This is a genomic window from Devosia sp. 919 (assembly GCF_013185965.1).
Taxonomy (GTDB): domain Bacteria; phylum Pseudomonadota; class Alphaproteobacteria; order Rhizobiales; family Devosiaceae; genus Devosia.
Genome location: NZ_JABAOL010000001.1, coordinates 1467248 through 1485523, shown reverse-complemented (window position 1 = coordinate 1485523; position 18276 = coordinate 1467248). Strand labels below are relative to the sequence as shown.

The 18276-nt window shown below is 63.6% G+C and carries 15 protein-coding genes; 2 read left to right on the top strand and 13 right to left on the bottom strand.

Annotation, left to right across the window (positions count from 1 at the left end):
• Nucleotides 1–4: 4 nt before the first annotated feature.
• The 8 genes from HRQ64_RS07185 to ccmI form a co-directional block, all read right to left on the bottom strand.
• Complete coding sequence (locus HRQ64_RS07185; protein WP_172122780.1) at nucleotides 5–2887, bottom strand: bifunctional [glutamine synthetase] adenylyltransferase/[glutamine synthetase]-adenylyl-L-tyrosine phosphorylase; 2883 nt, start codon at nucleotides 2885–2887, stop codon at nucleotides 5–7.
• A gap of 48 nt (nucleotides 2888–2935) precedes the next feature.
• Nucleotides 2936–4342 (bottom strand): ATP-binding protein, encoded by a 1407-nt coding sequence (locus HRQ64_RS07180; RefSeq protein WP_127752388.1) that lies wholly within the window; start codon nucleotides 4340–4342, stop codon nucleotides 2936–2938.
• A 3-nt stretch (nucleotides 4343–4345) separates the two neighbouring features.
• Nucleotides 4346–5017, bottom strand: coding sequence for a response regulator transcription factor (locus HRQ64_RS07175; protein ID WP_127752387.1), 672 nt, complete (start codon nucleotides 5015–5017; stop codon nucleotides 4346–4348).
• A gap of 66 nt (nucleotides 5018–5083) precedes the next feature.
• Nucleotides 5084–6619: a Do family serine endopeptidase gene (locus HRQ64_RS07170; protein ID WP_172122779.1), complete on the bottom strand. Its 1536-nt coding sequence runs from the start codon at nucleotides 6617–6619 to the stop codon at nucleotides 5084–5086.
• A gap of 112 nt (nucleotides 6620–6731) precedes the next feature.
• Nucleotides 6732–7202: a cytochrome c-type biogenesis protein gene (locus HRQ64_RS07165; protein WP_210258520.1), complete on the bottom strand. Its 471-nt coding sequence runs from the start codon at nucleotides 7200–7202 to the stop codon at nucleotides 6732–6734.
• The gene (locus HRQ64_RS07160) at nucleotides 7199–9172 is read right to left on the bottom strand and encodes a heme lyase CcmF/NrfE family subunit (protein WP_172122778.1); all 1974 of its coding nucleotides are present in this window, start codon (nucleotides 9170–9172) and stop codon (nucleotides 7199–7201) included. The genes HRQ64_RS07165 and HRQ64_RS07160 overlap by 4 nt, the downstream gene beginning before the upstream one ends.
• Nucleotides 9172–9651 (bottom strand): cytochrome c maturation protein CcmE, encoded by a 480-nt coding sequence (gene ccmE, locus HRQ64_RS07155; protein ID WP_127752383.1) that lies wholly within the window; start codon nucleotides 9649–9651, stop codon nucleotides 9172–9174. The genes HRQ64_RS07160 and ccmE overlap by 1 nt, the downstream gene beginning before the upstream one ends.
• Nucleotides 9648–10733, bottom strand: coding sequence for a c-type cytochrome biogenesis protein CcmI (gene ccmI / locus HRQ64_RS07150; RefSeq protein WP_172122777.1), 1086 nt, complete (start codon nucleotides 10731–10733; stop codon nucleotides 9648–9650). Before ccmI ends, ccmE begins: the two co-directional genes overlap by 4 nt.
• Before the next feature lie 129 nt (nucleotides 10734–10862).
• Between ccmI and HRQ64_RS07145 the strand changes: the two genes are divergently transcribed.
• Together HRQ64_RS07145 and HRQ64_RS07140 are read left to right on the top strand one after the other, a co-directional pair.
• Entirely contained in the window at nucleotides 10863–11945 is a 1083-nt protein-coding gene (locus HRQ64_RS07145; protein ID WP_172122776.1) for a hypothetical protein, read from the top strand.
• Nucleotides 11942–13999, top strand: a complete 2058-nt coding sequence (locus tag HRQ64_RS07140; RefSeq protein WP_172122775.1) for an FAD-dependent oxidoreductase — start codon at nucleotides 11942–11944, stop codon at nucleotides 13997–13999. Before HRQ64_RS07145 ends, HRQ64_RS07140 begins: the two co-directional genes overlap by 4 nt.
• On the opposite strand, the gene HRQ64_RS07135 is transcribed toward HRQ64_RS07140, so the two are convergent.
• The 5 genes from HRQ64_RS07135 to HRQ64_RS07115 form a co-directional block, all read right to left on the bottom strand.
• A complete protein-coding gene (locus tag HRQ64_RS07135) occupies nucleotides 13961–15172 on the bottom strand; it encodes a hypothetical protein (protein WP_172122774.1) in 1212 nt (403 codons plus the stop codon). The two genes, HRQ64_RS07140 and HRQ64_RS07135, sit on opposite strands and share 39 nt — an antisense overlap.
• A gap of 77 nt (nucleotides 15173–15249) precedes the next feature.
• Nucleotides 15250–15729, bottom strand: a complete 480-nt coding sequence (locus HRQ64_RS07130) for a hypothetical protein (RefSeq protein ID WP_172122773.1) — start codon at nucleotides 15727–15729, stop codon at nucleotides 15250–15252.
• A 57-nt stretch (nucleotides 15730–15786) separates the two neighbouring features.
• Complete coding sequence (locus tag HRQ64_RS20460; protein ID WP_172122772.1) at nucleotides 15787–17178, bottom strand: HAMP domain-containing sensor histidine kinase; 1392 nt, start codon at nucleotides 17176–17178, stop codon at nucleotides 15787–15789.
• A 3-nt stretch (nucleotides 17179–17181) separates the two neighbouring features.
• Nucleotides 17182–17841 carry a response regulator transcription factor gene (locus HRQ64_RS07120; protein WP_127752377.1) on the bottom strand — a complete coding sequence of 220 codons (660 nt, stop codon included), beginning with the start codon at nucleotides 17839–17841 and terminating at the stop codon, nucleotides 17182–17184.
• A gap of 21 nt (nucleotides 17842–17862) precedes the next feature.
• The gene (locus HRQ64_RS07115; protein ID WP_172122771.1) at nucleotides 17863–18153 is read right to left on the bottom strand and encodes a hypothetical protein; all 291 of its coding nucleotides are present in this window, start codon (nucleotides 18151–18153) and stop codon (nucleotides 17863–17865) included.
• Nucleotides 18154–18276 lie beyond the last annotated feature (123 nt).

The window sequence follows — 18276 nt, the reverse complement described above, 5'->3', positions numbered from 1 at the left end:
GCCTCTATAGGGCTGCGGCTCGCTCGTACCAGGCCTGCGCTGCGGCCGAGACCTCGGCGCGCATTTCAGCAAGATCCAGCTCAAGCCGGCTGAAATCGGGGTAGTGGGTCAGTTGCGCTAGCAATTCCCGGAAGGCCCCATTCCAGCCTTCCTCCTTGAACGGGTCGAGCAAGGCAGAGCTCATCACCTGGATCACTTCCGAATAAAGCCCATGGATCTGGGCGAGCCGTGTGCCGCTGGGCAGCAAGCCAAGCTCGTCGAGCCGGGTCAGCACCTCCGCCGTGAGCGCCTGCGGCAAGCCCAGTTGGGAGCCGACCGACAGGAACCCTGACTGGGCGATGAACTCCAGGTCCACCAGTCCGCCCGCCGCGAGCTTAAGGTCAAATGGGTGGCGGGGTGGCCGTTCCTTGGCCAGCAACGCCCGCATCGAACGAACATCCTCAATGACCTTGGCGGTGTCACGCCGCGTTGCCAGCACCCGGGCCACGGCGTCGTTCATCTGTTCGCCGAAGGTGCCGTCGGCAAAGACTATGCGCGCGCGGCTGAGCGCGAGATGCTCCCAAGTCCAGGCATGTTCGAGCTGGTAATCCACAAAGCCGTGCAAGCTGGTGGCGAGCGGGCCGGCATTGCCGGAAGGGCGCAGGCGCATATCGGCCTGGTACAGCACGCCCTCTGCTGTCGGAGCGCTGATGGCGGCCACCAGCCGCTGGGTCAGCCGGGTGTAGTAATGGCTGGCACTGAGGGGTTTGTCGCCGTCCGATTCCACGTCGGGAGCATCATAAAGCATGATGAAATCGAGGTCGGAGGTGGCTGTCATCTCGCGGCTAGCCATTTTGCCGAAGGCTAGCAGCGCCACCCGGCCGTCCCTGATGCGGCCGTGGCGGCGCTCGAACTCGACCTTAACCGTCGCGAAAAGGCGGTTCAGCAGGGTTTCGGCCAAGGCCGTGAACTGCTCACCTGCACCCTTCGCGCTCACTGTGCCCGAGAGCAAGCCCGCGGCAATCAGGAATCGCTGCTCCTGTCCGATGATCCTGGCGCGATCGATGCTCTCCTCATAGGAGCGAGCTTCAGCCATGAAGGCATCGACCTTGGAAATCAGCACGTCGCGATGTGTGACTTCGCTGGCAAATGCGGGGTCGATCAAGGCATCCATGACATGGGTGCGGTGGATCACCGCTTCGGCCATGCGGGGAGCCGAGGCCATCATTTGCACCAGTAAGGTGCGCAAATCGGCATGAGTGCGCAGCAAGGCAAAGAGCTGCACGCCCGTGGGTAGGCGGGACAGGAAGTTGTCGAACCGCGCCAGCGCCAGATCAGCATTGCCGGCAGCGCCAAGCGTCGACAACAGCGCTGGGAGCAGCTCGGTCAAATGGGCGCGGGCAGCCGCTGCGCGCGTCGCAGGGTAGCTGCCGTAATGCCACTTGCGAACAGTTGCGATCGCGAGATGAGGGTCAGTGAAGCCGAGCTGCGACAGGGTTTCCAGCGTGCCCGGGTCATCATCGCTGCCGGTAAACACTAGGTTGCCTTCAGCACTACCCAGGCTCTCCCCTTCGGTGAATAGCTCGCCATAATAGGAAGATACCAGCTCGAGTGCGGCACGATACTCCGCCTGAAACCGCAGCAGGCTGTCCTCTCCCATGAGCCGGGCAATGCTGGCCAGATCGTCAGCATTGGTCGGCATGGTATGGGTTTGTTCATCCCGCAGCATCTGCAGCCGGTTCTCCACGGCGCGCAAGAACCAATAGGTGTGGCTCAACTCTGAAGCGGCCGTGAGCGTGATCCAATTGGCATCGGCCAGCGCCGCGAGTGCGAGGACCGTAGGTTTGGCGCGCAGGCTCTTGTCGCGCCCGCCGGCAATCAGTTGTTGGGTTTGGGTGAAGAACTCGATCTCGCGGATTCCGCCGCGCCCGAGTTTGACGTTGTGACCTTCCACGCGGATCTCGCCAACGTTCTTGGCAATGTTGATCTGGCGTTTCATGGCTTGGATATCGGCAATGGTCGCGAAATCGAGATGCTTGCGCCAGATATAGGGCGCCAGTTCCTTGAGGAAACTGGCGCCAACTTCCCCATCGCCGGCGCAAGTTCGCGCCTTGATCCAGGCGGCCCGCTCCCAGTTCTGCCCGCGGCTTTCATAATAGGCGAGGGCCGCATCAACCGAGATCGCGACCGGGGTCGAACCCGGATCGGGCCGCAGCCGCAGGTCAGTGCGGAACACATAACCATCGGGCGTGCGATCTTCGATCAGTCCCATCAGCCGCTGCACAACGCGTGAATAGAACCTCGTCGCTTCGGCCGGCTCAGCGAGCACGCCTTTCTCCGGATCAAAAAACGCGACAATGTCGATGTCGGAAGAGTAGTTCAGTTCCTGTCCGCCATGCTTGCCCAGCGCGAAAAGGGCGAGGCCCGAATTGGCCGCCGTCGCTTCCTCGACTGGAATGTCCAGCAAGCCCCGGCCCGCAGCCTGGCGCATCAAGAGGTCCAGTGCGGCTTCAAGGGCAGCATCGGCAAGGTCGGACAGGGCAGCAGTGGTCTGTGCGGTGCTTAGAGCTCGCCCGGTTTCGGTGACCGCCGCCCACAAGGCGGTGCGCGCCTTGGCGCGACGCAGTATGGGCGCCAGCGCCGCTTCGTCGGCCGCGGTTCGCCCGGCCTCAGCGACATCATCGAGGATGGCATGAAACACTGAGTTTGGCACTTGCCCCAGCGCCTGACCCAACCATCCCGCATTGGCTTGGGCTAGGCCCAAGAGATATGGCGCTGTTTCCAGCAAAGGGCCGAGGGCACTGGCAGCTGCTGCCAGCGGAACGCGCTCGGCCTCGGGAAGGCTGCCGAGCCATTCATCGAAGCGCGGCGTTGGCGTCGGGGGCAGTTGTTGGAGGGCAGTAGCCATAAACCTATGTGATATATGGGACGTTTCGCCGCGGCAAGCCGGTCCCCGTCACCCTGCAGGCAGGTCGATGATCGCCCGCGCCCCAGGAGCATTGTCCGCGAGCCGGAAGCTGCCGCCATGCAGGCGCGCCACCGCGTCCACCAGCGAAAGCCCAAGCCCTGATCCCGGTTCAGACCGGCTTTTTTCCAATCGCACAAAGCGCTCGACAACGCGCAGCCTATCTTCCTCTGCAATGCCGGGACCATTATCGGCAACCTCGATCAGGACCCGACCGCGTTCTTCGCGCAAACTGATCGTGATGCGCCCCTGCCCGCCCTGCTCGGGCTTGGCATATTTCAAAGCGTTCTCGAGCAGGTTGACCATGGCTTGCCCAATCAGTTCGCGATTACCCTTCAGGCGAACGGATGGGGCAATCGCGGTTTCAACGGCAATTCCCTCGTCCTCGGCCACGGGGCCATAGAGCTCGGCTAGATCGGTTACAACGGCGCTGACATCGACCTCGGCGAATGCGCCCGATGGGGCACCGGCCTCCGCTCTGGCGATCATCAGAAGAGCGTTGAAGGTGCGGATCAGGCGATCGCTTTCTGCAATGGTGGTTTCAAGTGCCTGCTCGCGAGTCATGTCGCTTGCCCCGGGGCGCAGTGCCGCTTCTGCCTGATTGCGCAGGCGAGTCAGCGGGGTCTTGAGGTCGTGCGCGACGTTGTCGGTGACTTCCTTTAGGCCCTGCAGCAACTGCTCGATGCGGTCGAGCATGGCGTTGAGATTGGTGGCCAGCCCATCGAATTCGTCATTGCGCCGGGTGATCGGCACGCGCTCGGAGAGATTGCCCGACATGATCTTGGTCGAGGTATCGCGGATGGAATCGATACGCCGCAGCACTCTTCTGGCGGTGAGGCCCCCCGCCACCATGGAAAAGAAGATGATTCCGGCGACGCCTACGAGGAAACTTCGCACAATGATGGCCGAATAGCCCCGCCGTTCCAGCACGTCACGGCCAACCACCAGCCGCAGCCCGTTGCTGAGTTCAAGCGAACGCACCACAGCAACGCCCCGGCGGGGACCCGCATCGGACTGGCCGTCGTCCCCCAAGGGGCTGGCCCGTTCATAGTCGAAGCTGTAAACGCCCGGCTCCACTAGCACTCCCGCGGGAATTTGCACGACATTGCCCAAGAGGTACTGGCCGGATGCGTCGCCCAGAAAGTATACGCCCGGGCCCGGCTGGCGCGACAGCCGGTCCACGGCTATGGCGAGGCCACGAAGCCCCTGGTTCGCATCGATCCGCTGGAACAAGCGCACTTCGCGATCAATATCATCAGCCTGCTGGCGCTGGATCTGCACGCTGGACTGCCAGGTAATAAAGCCCAGCAGCAGCACGGCAAACAGGATGAAGATCAGGATAAACGCGGCGGTCAGCCGGACCGTGGAGGTGCGCCAGAGTTGGGCCAGACGGTGCACGCGCTACTCGCGGATCATGTAACCGGCGCCCCGCACCGTGTGGAGCAGTGGATTGGCATAGCCTTTGTCGATCTTGGCCCGCAGGCGCGACATATGCACATCGATGACATTGGTCTGGGGGTCGAAATGATAATCCCAGACATTTTCCAGCAGCATGGTGCGGGTCACCACCTTACCGGCATTTCTCATCAGGTATTCCAGAAGTCTGAATTCCCGCGGCTGGAGCAGGATAGATTCGCCATCCCGTTCCACCTTGCGTGACAGGCGGTCCAGCGTCAGGCCGCTAACCTCATAGGTCGTGGCGGCTTCAGAGGGGCTCGAGCGGCGGGCAAGCACCTCAACCCGGGCCAGCAATTCGGTGAAGGCATAAGGCTTGGTCAGGTAGTCGTCGCCGCCCGCGCGCAGCCCGGTGACACGATCATCAACCTCGCCGAGTGCCGACAAGATCAACACGGGCGTATTGTCACCCTTGGCCCTTAGCGACTCGACAATGGAAAGACCGTCCCGGCGAGGCAGCATGCGATCAACGATCAGCACGTCGTATTCCATATCCGACGCCATGGCGTGGCCGGTTTCCCCATCGGTGGCGTGGTGGGTCACGTGACCGGATTCATCAAGCGCCTGGATCAGGTAACTTGCTGCCTCACGATCGTCTTCAATCAGCAAAATCTTCACCGTGACGCTCCCGGCGCAGCGCTGAGAAAAGGGTCCCGGAGCGGCTGCCCCGGGACCGTAGCGGGTTTATTCGCTTAGTGGCAGACCGATGAAGCGGGCTTCACCATCACGACTGGCCTTGACCAGGGCAGTATTGAGCCCGCGATCCTTGACGCCGGCAATGGCGGCTTGGAAATCCTCAACGGTTTCGACAGGCTTGTTGTCGACTTCAAGGATTGCATCGCCAACTGCAAAACCACGTTCCGCCGCAGGGCTTTCGGGATCAACCTCCTGGATCAGCAGACCGCCCGAGCCGTCACCATTGGGCACCAGGGTCAGGCCCTCGCTCGATTGCGCTGGCTGTTGCTCGGGAGTGGTTGGCGCCTGTTCGGTGTCGTTCTGGGCCGTTTCCTCGGTCAAGGTCTCGAGCTGGACGGAAAGCTTGGTTTCAGCGCCATCGCGCCAAATCGTCAGCTCAACCGTGGAGTCCGGAGCCTTGCCCGCAATCGTGCGGCTCAGGTCCAGTGCGTCGTCGATGGGCTCACCATCCACCTGGATGATGATGTCGCCAGAGCGAACGCCTGCGGGGGCGGCTGGTCCATCGGGAGCGGCATCACGCACGATCGCCCCCGCAGCATTAGGCAGGCCCACGCTGTCGGCGATATCCTTGGTCACGTCCTGAATGGACACGCCCAGATAACCGCGGGTCACCGAACCGTCCTCGATCAGTTGGCCGACAATGGTCTTGACCGTGGCTGCGGGAATGGCAAAGGCGATGCCGACATTGCCGCCATTGGGGGAGTAGATGGCGGTGTTGACGCCCACCACTTCGCCCCTGGTGTTAAAGGCAGGGCCGCCCGAGTTGCCGGTGTTGACGGCCGCGTCGATCTGCAGGAAATCGCCATAGCCGGAGCCGCCGATATTGCGGCCCGAACCGGAGATCACGCCAACGGTCACGGTGCCGCCCAGACCAAAGGGATTGCCGACAGCAACCACCCAGTCGCCAACGCGGCTCGGCTCGCCTTCGAAGTTCACGAAGGGCAGGTCCGTACCCTCGATCTTGAGCACGGCAAGGTCGGTGCGCTCATCGGTGCCGACGATCTCGGCCGTTTGCTCGGTGCCGTCATCGAAAACGACGGTCACCTTGGTGGCATTTTCGACCACGTGATTGTTGGTAACGACATAGCCGTCACCCGAGATCACAAAGCCAGAACCCGCCGCCATATAGGGCCGCGGCCGCGGCATGTTTTCGGAGCCCTGCCCTCGACCATCAGACCCAAAGCGGTCGCTGAACTGGTCGAAGAAGTCACGGAATGGATGCCCTTCTGGCAGGTCCGGCATGTTGAAATTGAACTGACCGCCCCGCTGAGCTGCCTGGCCAGCCGCTTCGGCCTCAACCAGAATCGAAACCACCGCTGGCTTGACCGCTTCCACCAGGTCGGCAAAGCCCTGCTGCGGCTGCTCCACGGGTGGTACGATGATTTGTGCACTGTTTTGAACCTGGGCATTAGCTGCCTGGCCGGTCATCACGAAAGCGGTGGATACGCCGCCGACAGCTACCGTCAGTGCCAGGGCCGAGGCCCCGAGCCAACGCCGCGTCCGAGTAAGAATAGTTGAGCGCATTGGGATTCGTCTCCTTGGAAAGGCCGTTTCATAAGCCTGTGCGATACATATGGAATGCACCGCCTTTCGGCGACGTTGCGCTCGGATTAAACTTTCGTAAGGTGAGAGCTCGCTAACGCTCAGCTTTGGACTGCCGCAGCCGCTCCAGTGCTGCCACTTCATCATCAGTAAGATCGCCGCCCTGCCCGGCGCCCCGGTGTCGGCGAGCAGCAAGCCAGACTCCGGCCGTGCCCACCAGCAGCAGCAGCGGCCCGGCTGCCCACAATAGCAGCGTATGGGCGCCAAAGCGCGGGGCCAGTAGCACATATTCACCATAGCGATCGACAACGAACTGCCGCACCGCCTCGTCGCTGTCCCCCGCCACCAGACGCTCACGCACGAGAAGCCGCAAGTCCCGGGCGAGGTCGGCATCGCTGTCGTCAATGGATTGGTTCTGGCATACGAGGCACCGCAGGCCCGCCGAGATGTCGCGGGCCCGGCTCTCCAGCGCCTGGTCGGGTAGAATCTCATCCGGCCCTACCGCAGCTGCGGGCAGTGCCAGCAGCAATCCACACAGCATCATGAGCACGCGCAACCAACTCATTCGGCTGGCTCCGGCACTGCCTTGGCAGTACGGCGTGGAGCCCCGATGCGCTGGCGGCGATCGGACAAGGACAAGACCCCTGCCCCAGCCATCAGCACGGCCCCCAGCCAGATCAGGGTGATGTAAGGCTTGTGCCAGATCCGAACCACATGCGTGTTGTCCAGCGGCTCACCCAGCTGCAGATAGAGCTGGGAGAACCCATAAGTGCCGATCGCCGCTTCCGTGGTGGTCATGCCACTGGCGCTGTAGATGCGCCGTTCGGCCACCAGCGGACGGGTGCCACCATTGGGTGCCGTGATGGTGAAATGCCCCTGCTCGGCGCGGTAGTTTGGACCCGCTAGCTCGGCGAACTCGTCGAACCCGACCTTGTAGCCGGACAGTTCGGCGGTTTCGCCGGGGTCAAGGGTGGTGACGAGTTCCGTCTGCCAAGCGGATGTCGCCACGATGCCCAGCACGGTTACGCCAACCCCGAAATGCGCGATGGCTGTTGACCAGGCCGAACGCGGCAGTCCCACCAGACGCCGTACACTTTCGCGCAGCGGGATGCGTCCGATCCGCCCGCGGTCGACCAGCTCGGCGACGGCCCCGAAAGCCACCCAGAAGCCAAGCAGCAGCCCAAGCGGGGCTAGCGAGATGGAGCGGCCGCTCAGGGAAGCGACCAGGATGGTGACAAAAATCGCTAGCGCCCCGGCGCCCAGCAAGCGCTGTGCGGCGTTCACCACATCGGCCCGTTTCCAGGCCAGCAGCGGCCCGAAAGGCAGGATCAGCAGGAGCGGCGACATCAATGCACCAAAGGTCAGGTTGAAGAAGGGGGCACCCACGGAAATGGTTGTGCCGCCAAGCGCATCAAGCACCAATGGATAAAGCGTGCCGACGAGAATGGCACCCACCGCCGTCGCAAGGAACAGATTGTTGAGGATCAGCGCGCCTTCGCGGCTGATCGGCGCAAACAGCCCACCTTGGCGCAGCGTCGAAGCGCGCAGCGCAAAGAGCGTGAATGCGGCACCGATCACAACAGCCAGCAGCGTCAGGATCACCAGCCCCCGGGTGGGATCGCTGGCAAAGGTATGCACCGATGTCAGAATGCCCGAGCGCACCAGGAAGGTGCCAAGCAGTGACAGGGAAAAGGTGATGATGGACAAAAAGATCGTCCAGATCTTGAGCGCGTTGCGCTTCTCCATCACCAGCGCAGAATGCAGCAGTGCCGTGCCAGCGAGCCAGGGCATGAAGCTGGCATTTTCCACCGGGTCCCAAAACCACCAGCCACCCCAACCCAGCTCGTAATAGGCCCAGTAGGAGCCCATGGCGATGCCCAAGGTCAAAAAGGTCCAGCTGAGCATGGTCCAGGGCCGCACCCAGCGGGCCCAGGCCTGGTCGATGCGGCCCGAAATCAACGCCGCAACCGCAAAGGAAAAGCAGATCGAGAAGCCCACATAGCCGGCGTAGAGCAGCGGCGGATGAATGGCGAGCCCGATATCCTGCAGCACCGGGTTGAGGTCGCGGCCCTGCAGCGGCGCGGGCACCATCCGCGCGAAGGGGTTGGAGGTAAAGAGCGTAAAGCCCCCGAAGGCGGCGGCCAACAGACTTTGCGTAGCCAGCACCAGCGCCAGTAGGTCGGGCGGCAACCCCCGGCCGAAGGCAGCGACGAGAGCGCCAAACAGCACAAGGATCAGGATCCAGAGGACCATGGAGCCTTCATGATTGCCCCATACCCCTGAAATCTTGAACAAGAGCGGCTTGAGCGAATGGGAGTTGTTGACCGCCAGTGCCAGCGAGAAATCGGAGCTGACGAAGGCCTGGATCAGGGCTGCGAAGGCCACTGCCACCAGCACGAACTGCAGCACTGCCCCCTGGCTCAATACCAGCGCCAGCCGCTCTCCGCCCGGACGCAACGCAAAGCCGCCCACCGCCGAAACGGTGGCGATAGCAAAGGCAAGTATTAGCGCGAAATGTCCGAGTTCAATCGCCATCAGTTTGCGACCGCTGGTTCGGGCCGCCACTCGCCCTGTTTTTTGAGCGCTTCGACCACTTCCTTGGGAACATAATTCTCGTCGTGCTTGGCCAGAACATTGCTGGCCTTGAAGGTGCCATCGGGTCCAAGGCTGCCCTCAGCGACCACGCCCTGCCCTTCCCGAAACAGATCGGGCAAGATGCCAGTATAGTTGGCGGCAATCTCGTTCTGGTTATCGGTTACCACAAAGCTATTGTTCTGCCCGTCCCGCACCCAACTGCCTTCCTTGACTAGACCACCCACGCGGATCGCCTGGCCGGGCTGCACCTGCCGGGCAACAATATCGGACGGCGCATAGAAAAACACGATCTGGTCGCGCAATGCGACCAGCACCAAGGTGGTTGCGAGCGCGACCACAACAGCCAGCCCCCCAATCACCGCGAGGCGCTTCTGCTTGCGACTCCAGCCTTTTTTGCGCAGGGTTGCGGACACTGTCATCGCGTGGCTCCCGGTGTTGTCAGCCCGGCATCCAGGGCAATGGTGTCGAGTTCGCCACGATCAAAGGCTTGCGGATAAGCCGCTACGGCCGCGTCATAGGCGCTCTGAGCCGCCTCGCGGTCCTCCAGCACCAGATAGGCGCGCACCAACTGCGTCCACTCTTCGGGCGAACCGCCATCGGCGTTCAGTCGCGCGGCCAGGCCGGAAACCATTTGCCCGATCATCTCCGATTGAGCGGCCTCGGCCGGAGCTTGTCCGCCGTTCAACGCTACTGCCAGCCCCTGCTGGGCCGCCGGCAGCCACCCTTCGCCGCCTTGGGACAATGCAAGCGCTTCGCGCCAAGCCGCGACAGCTTCCTCGTACTTGGCCGTGCGGGTGAGTTCGGCCGCAAGATAAAGGCGCGAAAGCACATGGTTGGGATCGCTCGCCGCGGCCGCTTGCAGCAGTTGCATCGATTCTGCCGACCCCGCGCCGTCAGCCTGCAGGATCAGCACCTCGGCTAGCTTGGTTTGCACATCGGGCGTTGCTCCGCCTAACTCAAGAACGCGCCGATAGGCCCGCTCCGCATCTTCCAACCGGCCAAGATCAACATAGGCGGGCGCAATCACGGTCCAGCCCCGCAGATCGTCGGGCCGCTGGGCGAGTTGTGCTTCAATGCGCGCGACTGCAGCGTTGATATCGACTGGCTCCGCTACCGGCGCAGCGCGCCCAGCCAGTGGCTGGCTCGGCAGGTTGGGGCTCCCTAGAAATCCATAGGTCCCCAGCGAAATTGCAGCGATTGCCCCGAGCCCGAGCAACAAGGGAGTGCGGGTCAGCTCGCCCCTGCCAGCTGCAGGGCGGCGGGCCTCGTTCTCTGCACGCAGCACTTCTCGCGCCAGTTCCGCCCTGGCGCCTGCCGCTTCGGCAGCGCCGAGCAGACCGGAAGCCTCATCGGCCTCGATGCGCGCCAGAACTGTAGCAAAGTGTGAATCGGCTGCGGCGAATTGGGGCCGCGTCGCGTTGACCCTGTGACCTGCCCCTGCGTAAAACAGCGCAGCGCAGGCAATGGCAGTAACGGCAGTGGCGATGAACCAGAAAAGCATGGGCCCTGGATGCTTGGCGCCGGCACGCGGCACGGGAGAGTCATCTATAAGCGCACTGTGGCGAAAAACCACCAAAACACGCAGGCTTGAGGGGGACGGTTTGCCACAGGCCCTGGCTGGTGACCGCCAATGATCGCGACACAATTCGACATTGCCGTCGTGGGCTCGACCCCTTTGGCCATGCTGTTGGCCGGCCTGCTGGCGGGTCAACATCGGCGCCGCGTGATCCAGGTCGGCGAGCGACAGTCCGGCCTGCGCCTGCCGCGGGGCTTTGACCTTTCGGCGGGTGCCCTGACCCGGCCAGAAACATGGGCGCTGCTCGACCAAACCGTGCCCGAAACCCTTCGGACGATCAGCAAGGCAGCCGGGCGCGAAAGCTGGTCGCGCGCCAATCCGCTGTTCATCAGCGAGGAGCCCGAAGGAGTGGCGGCGCTCGACCATATCCGGCACATAGCGCAGGGTTTTGGCCACGAGGTCGAGCCGGTGCCCCTTTCGAGCTTGCGTGGCAGCCAGCAAGGCTGGATCTTGCGCGACGTCGCCCTGCTGCACCGGCCGGCGTTGCAGCCAGGCCTTGCGAGTTGGGGGGCAGCGCAAGGGGTGACTTATCTCGAGGCATCGTTGGCGCATATCTCCGTTGACGGGGATGGTGGAGGCACCCTGTGGAGCGAGGAGTGGCAGGCGCGGGCGAATCATCTTGTCCTTGCCGATGATGAAGCCATTTTGGGCAATGTGCCGCCTGCCGAGCTTGCGACCTTCGCGGCTTTGCGTCCGCGCGCTACCCTGCTGCTCCGGGCGCTGCCGCAACTTGCGGCGCCGCTGGTGCTTCAACTGGATCGAGACATGGTTGTGGTGCAAACAGCCGGTGGGGGCGTTTCGGGAGTAGGCGACGGCGGGGTTGATGAGCTTGCCCCGTCCCTGCGCCAGGTCACCGGCCCACAATCGGGCTGGGTGCAGGTTGGCCAGGCCCGCTACCATGCTGTCGCTGGCCCAGATAGCGCTCCGCTGGTCGGTCGCATCAGCCAAACCGGACCCACCATCCTGGCAGGGCTTGGCACCGCGGGCGCGTTCCTCGCTCCGGCGTTCGCGCGCTGGCTAGCTGGCGTGGCGAGGCCCCAGGAAGCAAGCTGGATCGAGGCCCGCACCCCGGCGCGCTCGACGCAAAGCTCGGTGGTGACGGAGTTTGGTGTTGCTGCATTGGAGGCGACGTCTTGAGCCAACATCCCAACAGGCTCGACCCTGCAGGCGGCCACAGTTTTGCCGGCACCCAGATCGATCGAAGCCGCCCTCTGCAGTTCCAGCTCAACGGATATGAGGTGGAGGGCTTTGAAGGCGACACCGTGCTCAGCGCGGCCCTCGCGAGTGGCATTGAGGGGCTAGGCCGCTTTGGCGGAAGCCCTTTGGGGCTTGGCCCGCGCTTTGCTCCTGCCGTTTCGGTTATCAGTTCCACGGGCTCGCGCGGACCGGCCGTGCCGATGCAGCAGGCGCCGGCGGTCAATGGCGCCGAGATGGTCACCGATCCCGCAGGGCCCTCAGGCACGTCACCGCTCGGCAGGGTGCGTCGCCTGCTCGGCCCTTCCCGCTCGCTGGACCTGCAGCTGGATCGCCTCGACGCCTTGCCCGAAGCCTGGCGCAATCAGGGTCCCACGCCTGCTGCCCCCTCTGATCTCCTTGTGGTGGGCGGTGGGGTCGCGGGGATGACGGCGGCACTGACGGGCCTGGTTCTGGGCCTTGGCGTCACCTTGTTGGAATCATCGCGTTATCTTGGCGGTTCGGCGCGCCTGTTTGGCACGCAAGAGGGCGAGGAAACTCCCGACGAGAGCATTTCCCGGCTTGTCGCGGCCATTCAGCAAACCGGCAAAATCCGCATTGTCACCCGCGCCCAAGCCTTTGCCGCAGCACCGGGCCTTGTACGGGCGCATGTGGTGGAGGAGGATGGGGGGAGTTGGACCAGCCAGGTGCTGGATTTTGCGGCTCCGAACATCGTGCTGGCCACCGGAACGATTGAACGCCTGCCGATCTTTTCGGGCAACCGGCTGCCTGGCGTCATGACGACGCTTGACGCATTTGAACTTGCGTACCGCTACGGGGTTTGGCCGGGCCAGTCGGCCCTGGTGGCGACCGTCAGCAATGCAGCTTATCGCTTGGCCATGCTGGCCAGCGATGCGGGCATAACAGTGCGCCGCACGCTTGACGCGCGCCCGCAGCCGCAATCGCGCTTCATTGAATTCTGCAAGGCCTATGGCATCACCATGGCACCGGGCACCCTGCTCGGGAGCATTGAGCCGGGCGAACGCGAGCGCGGTTTGCGCGCCGTTCCCCAACTCGCACTTGGCAACTTGGGCCGGCAAGAGGCTCCTTTTGCCGTTGACCGCGTCCTGGTCTGTGGCGGCTTCCAGCCAGACCTGGGCCTTTGGCACATGGCGGGCGGGGCCAGCACCTGGGATGGAACCACCGCGCGCCTCGTGCCCAAGGGCACCTTGCCCGGCATCGCGCTTGCAGGTGCGGCAGGCGCATATCTCAGCCGGCAGGCTTGCATGATGAGTGGCGCCGATGCTGTTTATGCGCTGACCGGGCAGCAGCGCCCCAAGGTGGAGGAGCGCCTGATCGACCCCTTGTATGAAACCCCCGATGCGCCAACGCCTATCTCGCTGCAAGCCGCAGCCCTGCCGGACAAGGCTTTTTTGAGCGAAAGTGGGCTGCATGTGGTTGCGCCTGCCGCTGACTCCGCCACTGACAATTTGCGAGGCTGGCTCCTGCATCGTCCCCGCCCTAAGGGGAGCTTGGCCGATGCCCAGTCTCTTGGCGTGGCGGAAGTCGCGGCCGCGGTTCAGCTCGGAACAATTCCAGCCGAAAGCGCCGGCCACGTCGCCCAAGAGCGCGCGGCGGTGATTCCTTTGGGGGACGCCACACCAGCAGTGCCACCTGGTCGGCAGAGCCAGGCTGGACTGGTGCCACCATTCCTTGCCGGGCGCTTTGGCAACGACCCCAAGCTCTGGCTAGTGGCGCCGGGCGAAGCTCGGGCGCTGGATCGGGGCGCCTTGATCCACCTCGCCTCGGACCGGAGCGATCCGCGGAACGCCATCGGCGTTGTCGTGGCTGCACTCGATGGCGGCGCCATCGCCCTGATCGGCAAGCCAGGGGCGCAAGTCGGTGAGTGGGCGAGCCTGCGCGATCACGGCGGGGCCATCCCCATCCGCCTTGTCGCGCCCTATGGCGACGACATGGATCTAGCTGCGGCGCTCGGCCGTGGCACGGGCGCGGCGTAGCGTTTCGGCATAGGCAGGATTGAAACGCACCTGCGCCATGGTGATGGCGCCATCCAGCCGCGCGGCAATGATGGGGTTATGCGGATCTGTCTGCAGCAGTTCAAGATTGTGCTTGCAGTGCAGCTCAAGCGCTTCGCCCGATTGCGCCCAAACCTGATCGAAAAGCGCGTTGACCGCCAGCGACTCCCGACAGGCGCGGATTGCGGCGACGAGATAGATCCCGTTGATCGCCGCCAGCATGCGATCGGCGTCCAGACGATCCGCCCCCGACCGGGCGCGTCGCAGGGCGGAATTCAGGTCCGGCACCACGTCGCGCAGCCGGTCTTCGACCCGCTCGGATGCTAGTTTGATAATGCCGTTCGGCATCCCGCTCCAGCGACTGGCCCGGGCAAATTCGATATTGGCGGTTAAGGCCCGGAGCAAGCGGTGGTAGCGCTCAAGACGCTGACACGCCAGATCCATGTCGGCGAACCCGCTTTGCGGCTGCAGGCCCAGCGCCTGCTGCTGGGCATGGGCGAACGAGGCTTCCACCAGCGGGGCAAACCCCGCCTGGCTGAGACGCGCCTCTCCTGCCCCGCCCGCGGCCTTGATCGCCGCCAACACCATTCGCGCTGGATTGCTGATCCCGGTGAGGATGGCGTGAAACAGCAGCGCCGCAAGCGGCGGATCAGCGAGCGGCAGCGCCCCAAGGGCCCTCCCCATTGCCCCATCATCGCTGATGGCGTTGATCGCCTGACCTAGCGCGTGCGCCTTGCCGAGCAGCGGCCAGCCCCGCAAGCCTGTCAGCACCAGGGGCAGCGCCGCCAAACCAGCCTCGCCGCCCAACTGCGCTCCAAGGCGCCGGGCCGCTTCGGGGTCTCGCGCCGCTGCCCTCATGGCAGCGCGGATGCGGTCAGCTACCACAGCCACTACAGCCTGGAACTCGTCAGCTCCGTAGGGCTGTCCATCACGCGCAGCGAGCGGGATCAGGTCGGGACAAAGGTCGCGAACAACAAAGCGCCATATCGTGCTGGCGTCTTGCCGCGCAATGCAACTTGATGAGGCAAAGGCCAGCCGATGCTCAACCAGTACCGGGTCGAGCAGGCCGCCAAAAACGGGCGCCGGCATGACCGCGTCGCCGCCCAATCGCGATGGCGGGGCCGTGGGGTCGGTGCGCAAAGCAGCTTGGGCCATGAAACGGGCGTGCATTGGAGGAATGACCCTCCAATGCTAACCGCGTTCGGTAAACAATCCCTGCTGCACCGACGCGATCAGGCCGCGCCGCGCTCGACGACCCAGTTACCGTTCTGCTCGCGGCAGGCTGTGCCCTTGCGGGTATAGTCCTGCCCGCCGATCTTGACCGAGTGAGTGAAGTCGCGGCAATCGAGGTTGTTGACCCGCACATAGGGGCCTACGCTCACCGCACCGGTTGCACCCTTGTCGCCCGCCCACTGGCGTGGTGCGCCGGGGCGCCCGAACTGTAGCGCATAGAACTGGGCGCTGTTGGCTTCTGCCGAATCCTTTGAGGACATCAGGGCCAGCGCTGCCGGATCCACAAAGCCATTGGCAATGCTGGTGGTTAGCATCGCCTGCTGGGTAGTCTGCGCCGGGCTTGGCGTCGTTGGCGCGGCGATTACTGGCGCCTGGACAACGGGGGCTGTTTGCACCGCCTGGGTCGTGGTTCCGGTGCTCGAACAAGCGGCAAGGCTCGACAGCAATAACGGCAGTACCAGGAATGCTAAACGGTTCATCTGCGGGCTCTCGCGAAGGGGTAAGTGCTTGTTGGGACGCAATGTGGCGGAAATGCGTCAGCCTTTGGCAGCACTCGAGGAGCGCACCGTCGGCAACCGCAGTTCTGCCAGCAACCCGCCCAGCGCCGAACGCTTGAGCTGCAGGCTGCCGCCATACACATCAACCAGTTCCTTGACGATATCCAGCCCTAGCCCGCTTCCCGGCGTCTTCTCGTCCAATCTGACGCCGCGGCGCAACACTTTCTGAGCATCCTCCTCGGACAGGCCGGGGCCGTTGTCCTCGATGCGGATCAACAGGCTCGTAGCGGTGTCGCCCTGCTCGCTGGCCAGCCGAACCCGCACCTCCCCCTTTGACCACTTGCAGGCATTATCCAGCAGATTGCCCGTGATCTCCTCGAGATCGGCTTCGTCGCCGCGGAACCACGGGACTGCCCCACCGGGCGGATCGTAGCGCACATCGATATTGGGGTGGATCTTGCCCATCACCCGCGTCAACCGCAACAGCACGGCCGCCGGGTCGGCCCGCTTGCCAACCACCGAGGTGCGCGCCGCCAGTCGCGCCCGGTCGAGATAAGTGGCCACGAGGCCGCTCATCTTGTCGGTTTGGGCGAGCACCACATCGGCTAGCGCGCCTTGGCGAGTTTCGGCCTCGTTGCGCAACACGGCAATAGGCGTCTTGAGCCCATGGGCCAGATTGCCGACCTGGTTGCGGGCGCGCTCGATTATCTGCGTATTGGAGCGCAGCAATTCGTTGACCTCTTCGGCCAGCGGCGCGATTTCCACCGGATAGGTGCCGGTCACCGCTCCGCTCTCTCCAGAGCGCACGGCCTCGATCGACTGGCTCAGGCGCGCAATCGGGCGCATGGCAATGCGCGCCACAATGGCGCTCATGATCGCCAGCATTACGCCAACGGCCCCCAGCACCACAAAGGCCTGGCCGCGAAATTCATCCACCAGCTGCAGGATTTCGCTGAGATTGCCGGTCACCACCACCTGGTAAGTGGTCGGGGCAAGCGTAATCGTGCGCTCCACCACCCGCATATTGGTGCCAAAGGCGTCATCCATCACTGCCGTGCGGCGGCCCAGCGCATCGGGCGGGCCCATCATCACGGGCAGATCAATACCCACGACCGAGGTCGAGAGATTGTACAGGGTGCCGTTGGCATCGCGAATTACCCAGTACCAGCCCGAGCGGGGCCGATCAAAGCGGGGATCGGCCAAAGAAATGGCGTTGCTGGTCGGATCACCTGATTCCAGCAAGGCGCCGGCCAAGCTTTCCAGATGGAAATCGAGCGTGTCCGATAGGCTGGTGTCGAGGGCGCGCGAATACAGATCGGACAGCAAAAAGCCCGTCGCGACCAGCGCCACAACCAGCCAGCCGGCCGACAGCCAGAACAAGGACGCCGTTATCGAGCCCTTGCGCTTCAGCGTTGCCGCAGCAGTGCTCACCCACTAGTCCTCGGCGATCTGATAACCCAGTCCTCGCACGGTCTGGATGCAATCCTCCGGCAGCTTCTTGCGCAGCCGCCCCACAAACACTTCGATGGTGTTGCTGTCGCGGTCGAAGTCCTGATCATAGAGGTGCTCGGTCAATTCGGTACGCGAGATAACCTTGCCCTTGTGGTGCATTAGATAGCTTAGCAGCCGCAATTCATGGCTGGTGAGCTTGACCGCCTGCCCATCCACAGTTACCCGCCCTGAACGCACATCGAGCCTCACGGGGCCGGCGGTGATTTCGTTGGAGGCCAGCCCGGCCGCCCGGCGCACCAGCGCTCGCAGCCGTGCCAGCACTTCTTCCATATGGAAGGGCTTTGCCACATAGTCGTCGGCACCCGCATCGATGCCCTGCACCTTGTCGCTCCAGCGATCGCGCGCCGTCAGCAGCAATACCGGCATGGTCTTGCCCCCGCGCCGCCAGCTTTCCAGCACCGAGAGTCCGTCCATCTGTGGCAGGCCGATATCGAGTACCACGGCGTCGTATGGCTCGGTATCGCCGAGATAATGACCTTCCTCACCGTCAAAGGCGACATCCACCGCATAGCCTGCGTCAGTCAGCGCTTCCTTGAGCTGGCGATTGAGACTGGTGTCGTCCTCGACCACTAAAATTCGCATGGATTGCCCCTAATGCTGCCGTTACTGCGCTGATACAACCAGGTTCTGCGCGGCGCCATCGGGACTGAGCACGCCGATGACATAAACCAGCCTGCCGCCCTGGTCGCAAACCTGAACGCTCAGGATTTCGGCATTGCGGTCAACCCCGGCGGAGGCGAGCACGGCATTGAGCGACATGATCTGCCCGCTCGACACCGCCTCCTGGATCTCGCGCTTATCAAGGCACGCCTGGGCGCTGGCCGGACCCACCCAGGCAAGCGCAAGCACAACAGCTAAAGCAAGGGCGGCGGACATGGGTGGTTTGGGACTCATGGTTCTCATAACGCCACCTTAAAAACATATAACTGAATGTCACATGAATAGGTCAGCGGTGCCTTGGTTCAATACCTTGCCGATGTTCTGACCCACCGTCCCAATATTGGCGGCGTGGCTGCC

Coding starts and splice junctions, on each gene's coding strand:
- HRQ64_RS07185 (WP_172122780.1), bottom strand. CDS start 2,887: ATGGCTACTGCCCTCCAACAACTGCCCCCGACGCCAACGCCGCGCTTC.
- HRQ64_RS07170 (WP_172122779.1), bottom strand. CDS start 6,619: ATGCGCTCAACTATTCTTACTCGGACGCGGCGTTGGCTCGGGGCCTCG.
- HRQ64_RS07165 (WP_210258520.1), bottom strand. CDS start 7,202: ATGAGTTGGTTGCGCGTGCTCATGATGCTGTGTGGATTGCTGCTGGCA.
- HRQ64_RS07160 (WP_172122778.1), bottom strand. CDS start 9,172: ATGGCGATTGAACTCGGACATTTCGCGCTAATACTTGCCTTTGCTATC.
- ccmE (WP_127752383.1), bottom strand. CDS start 9,651: ATGACAGTGTCCGCAACCCTGCGCAAAAAAGGCTGGAGTCGCAAGCAG.
- ccmI (WP_172122777.1), bottom strand. CDS start 10,733: ATGCTTTTCTGGTTCATCGCCACTGCCGTTACTGCCATTGCCTGCGCT.
- HRQ64_RS07145 (WP_172122776.1), top strand. CDS start 10,863: ATGATCGCGACACAATTCGACATTGCCGTCGTGGGCTCGACCCCTTTG.
- HRQ64_RS07135 (WP_172122774.1), bottom strand. CDS start 15,172: ATGGCCCAAGCTGCTTTGCGCACCGACCCCACGGCCCCGCCATCGCGA.
- HRQ64_RS07130 (WP_172122773.1), bottom strand. CDS start 15,729: ATGAACCGTTTAGCATTCCTGGTACTGCCGTTATTGCTGTCGAGCCTT.
- HRQ64_RS07120 (WP_127752377.1), bottom strand. CDS start 17,841: ATGCGAATTTTAGTGGTCGAGGACGACACCAGTCTCAATCGCCAGCTC.
- HRQ64_RS07115 (WP_172122771.1), bottom strand. CDS start 18,153: ATGAGTCCCAAACCACCCATGTCCGCCGCCCTTGCTTTAGCTGTTGTG.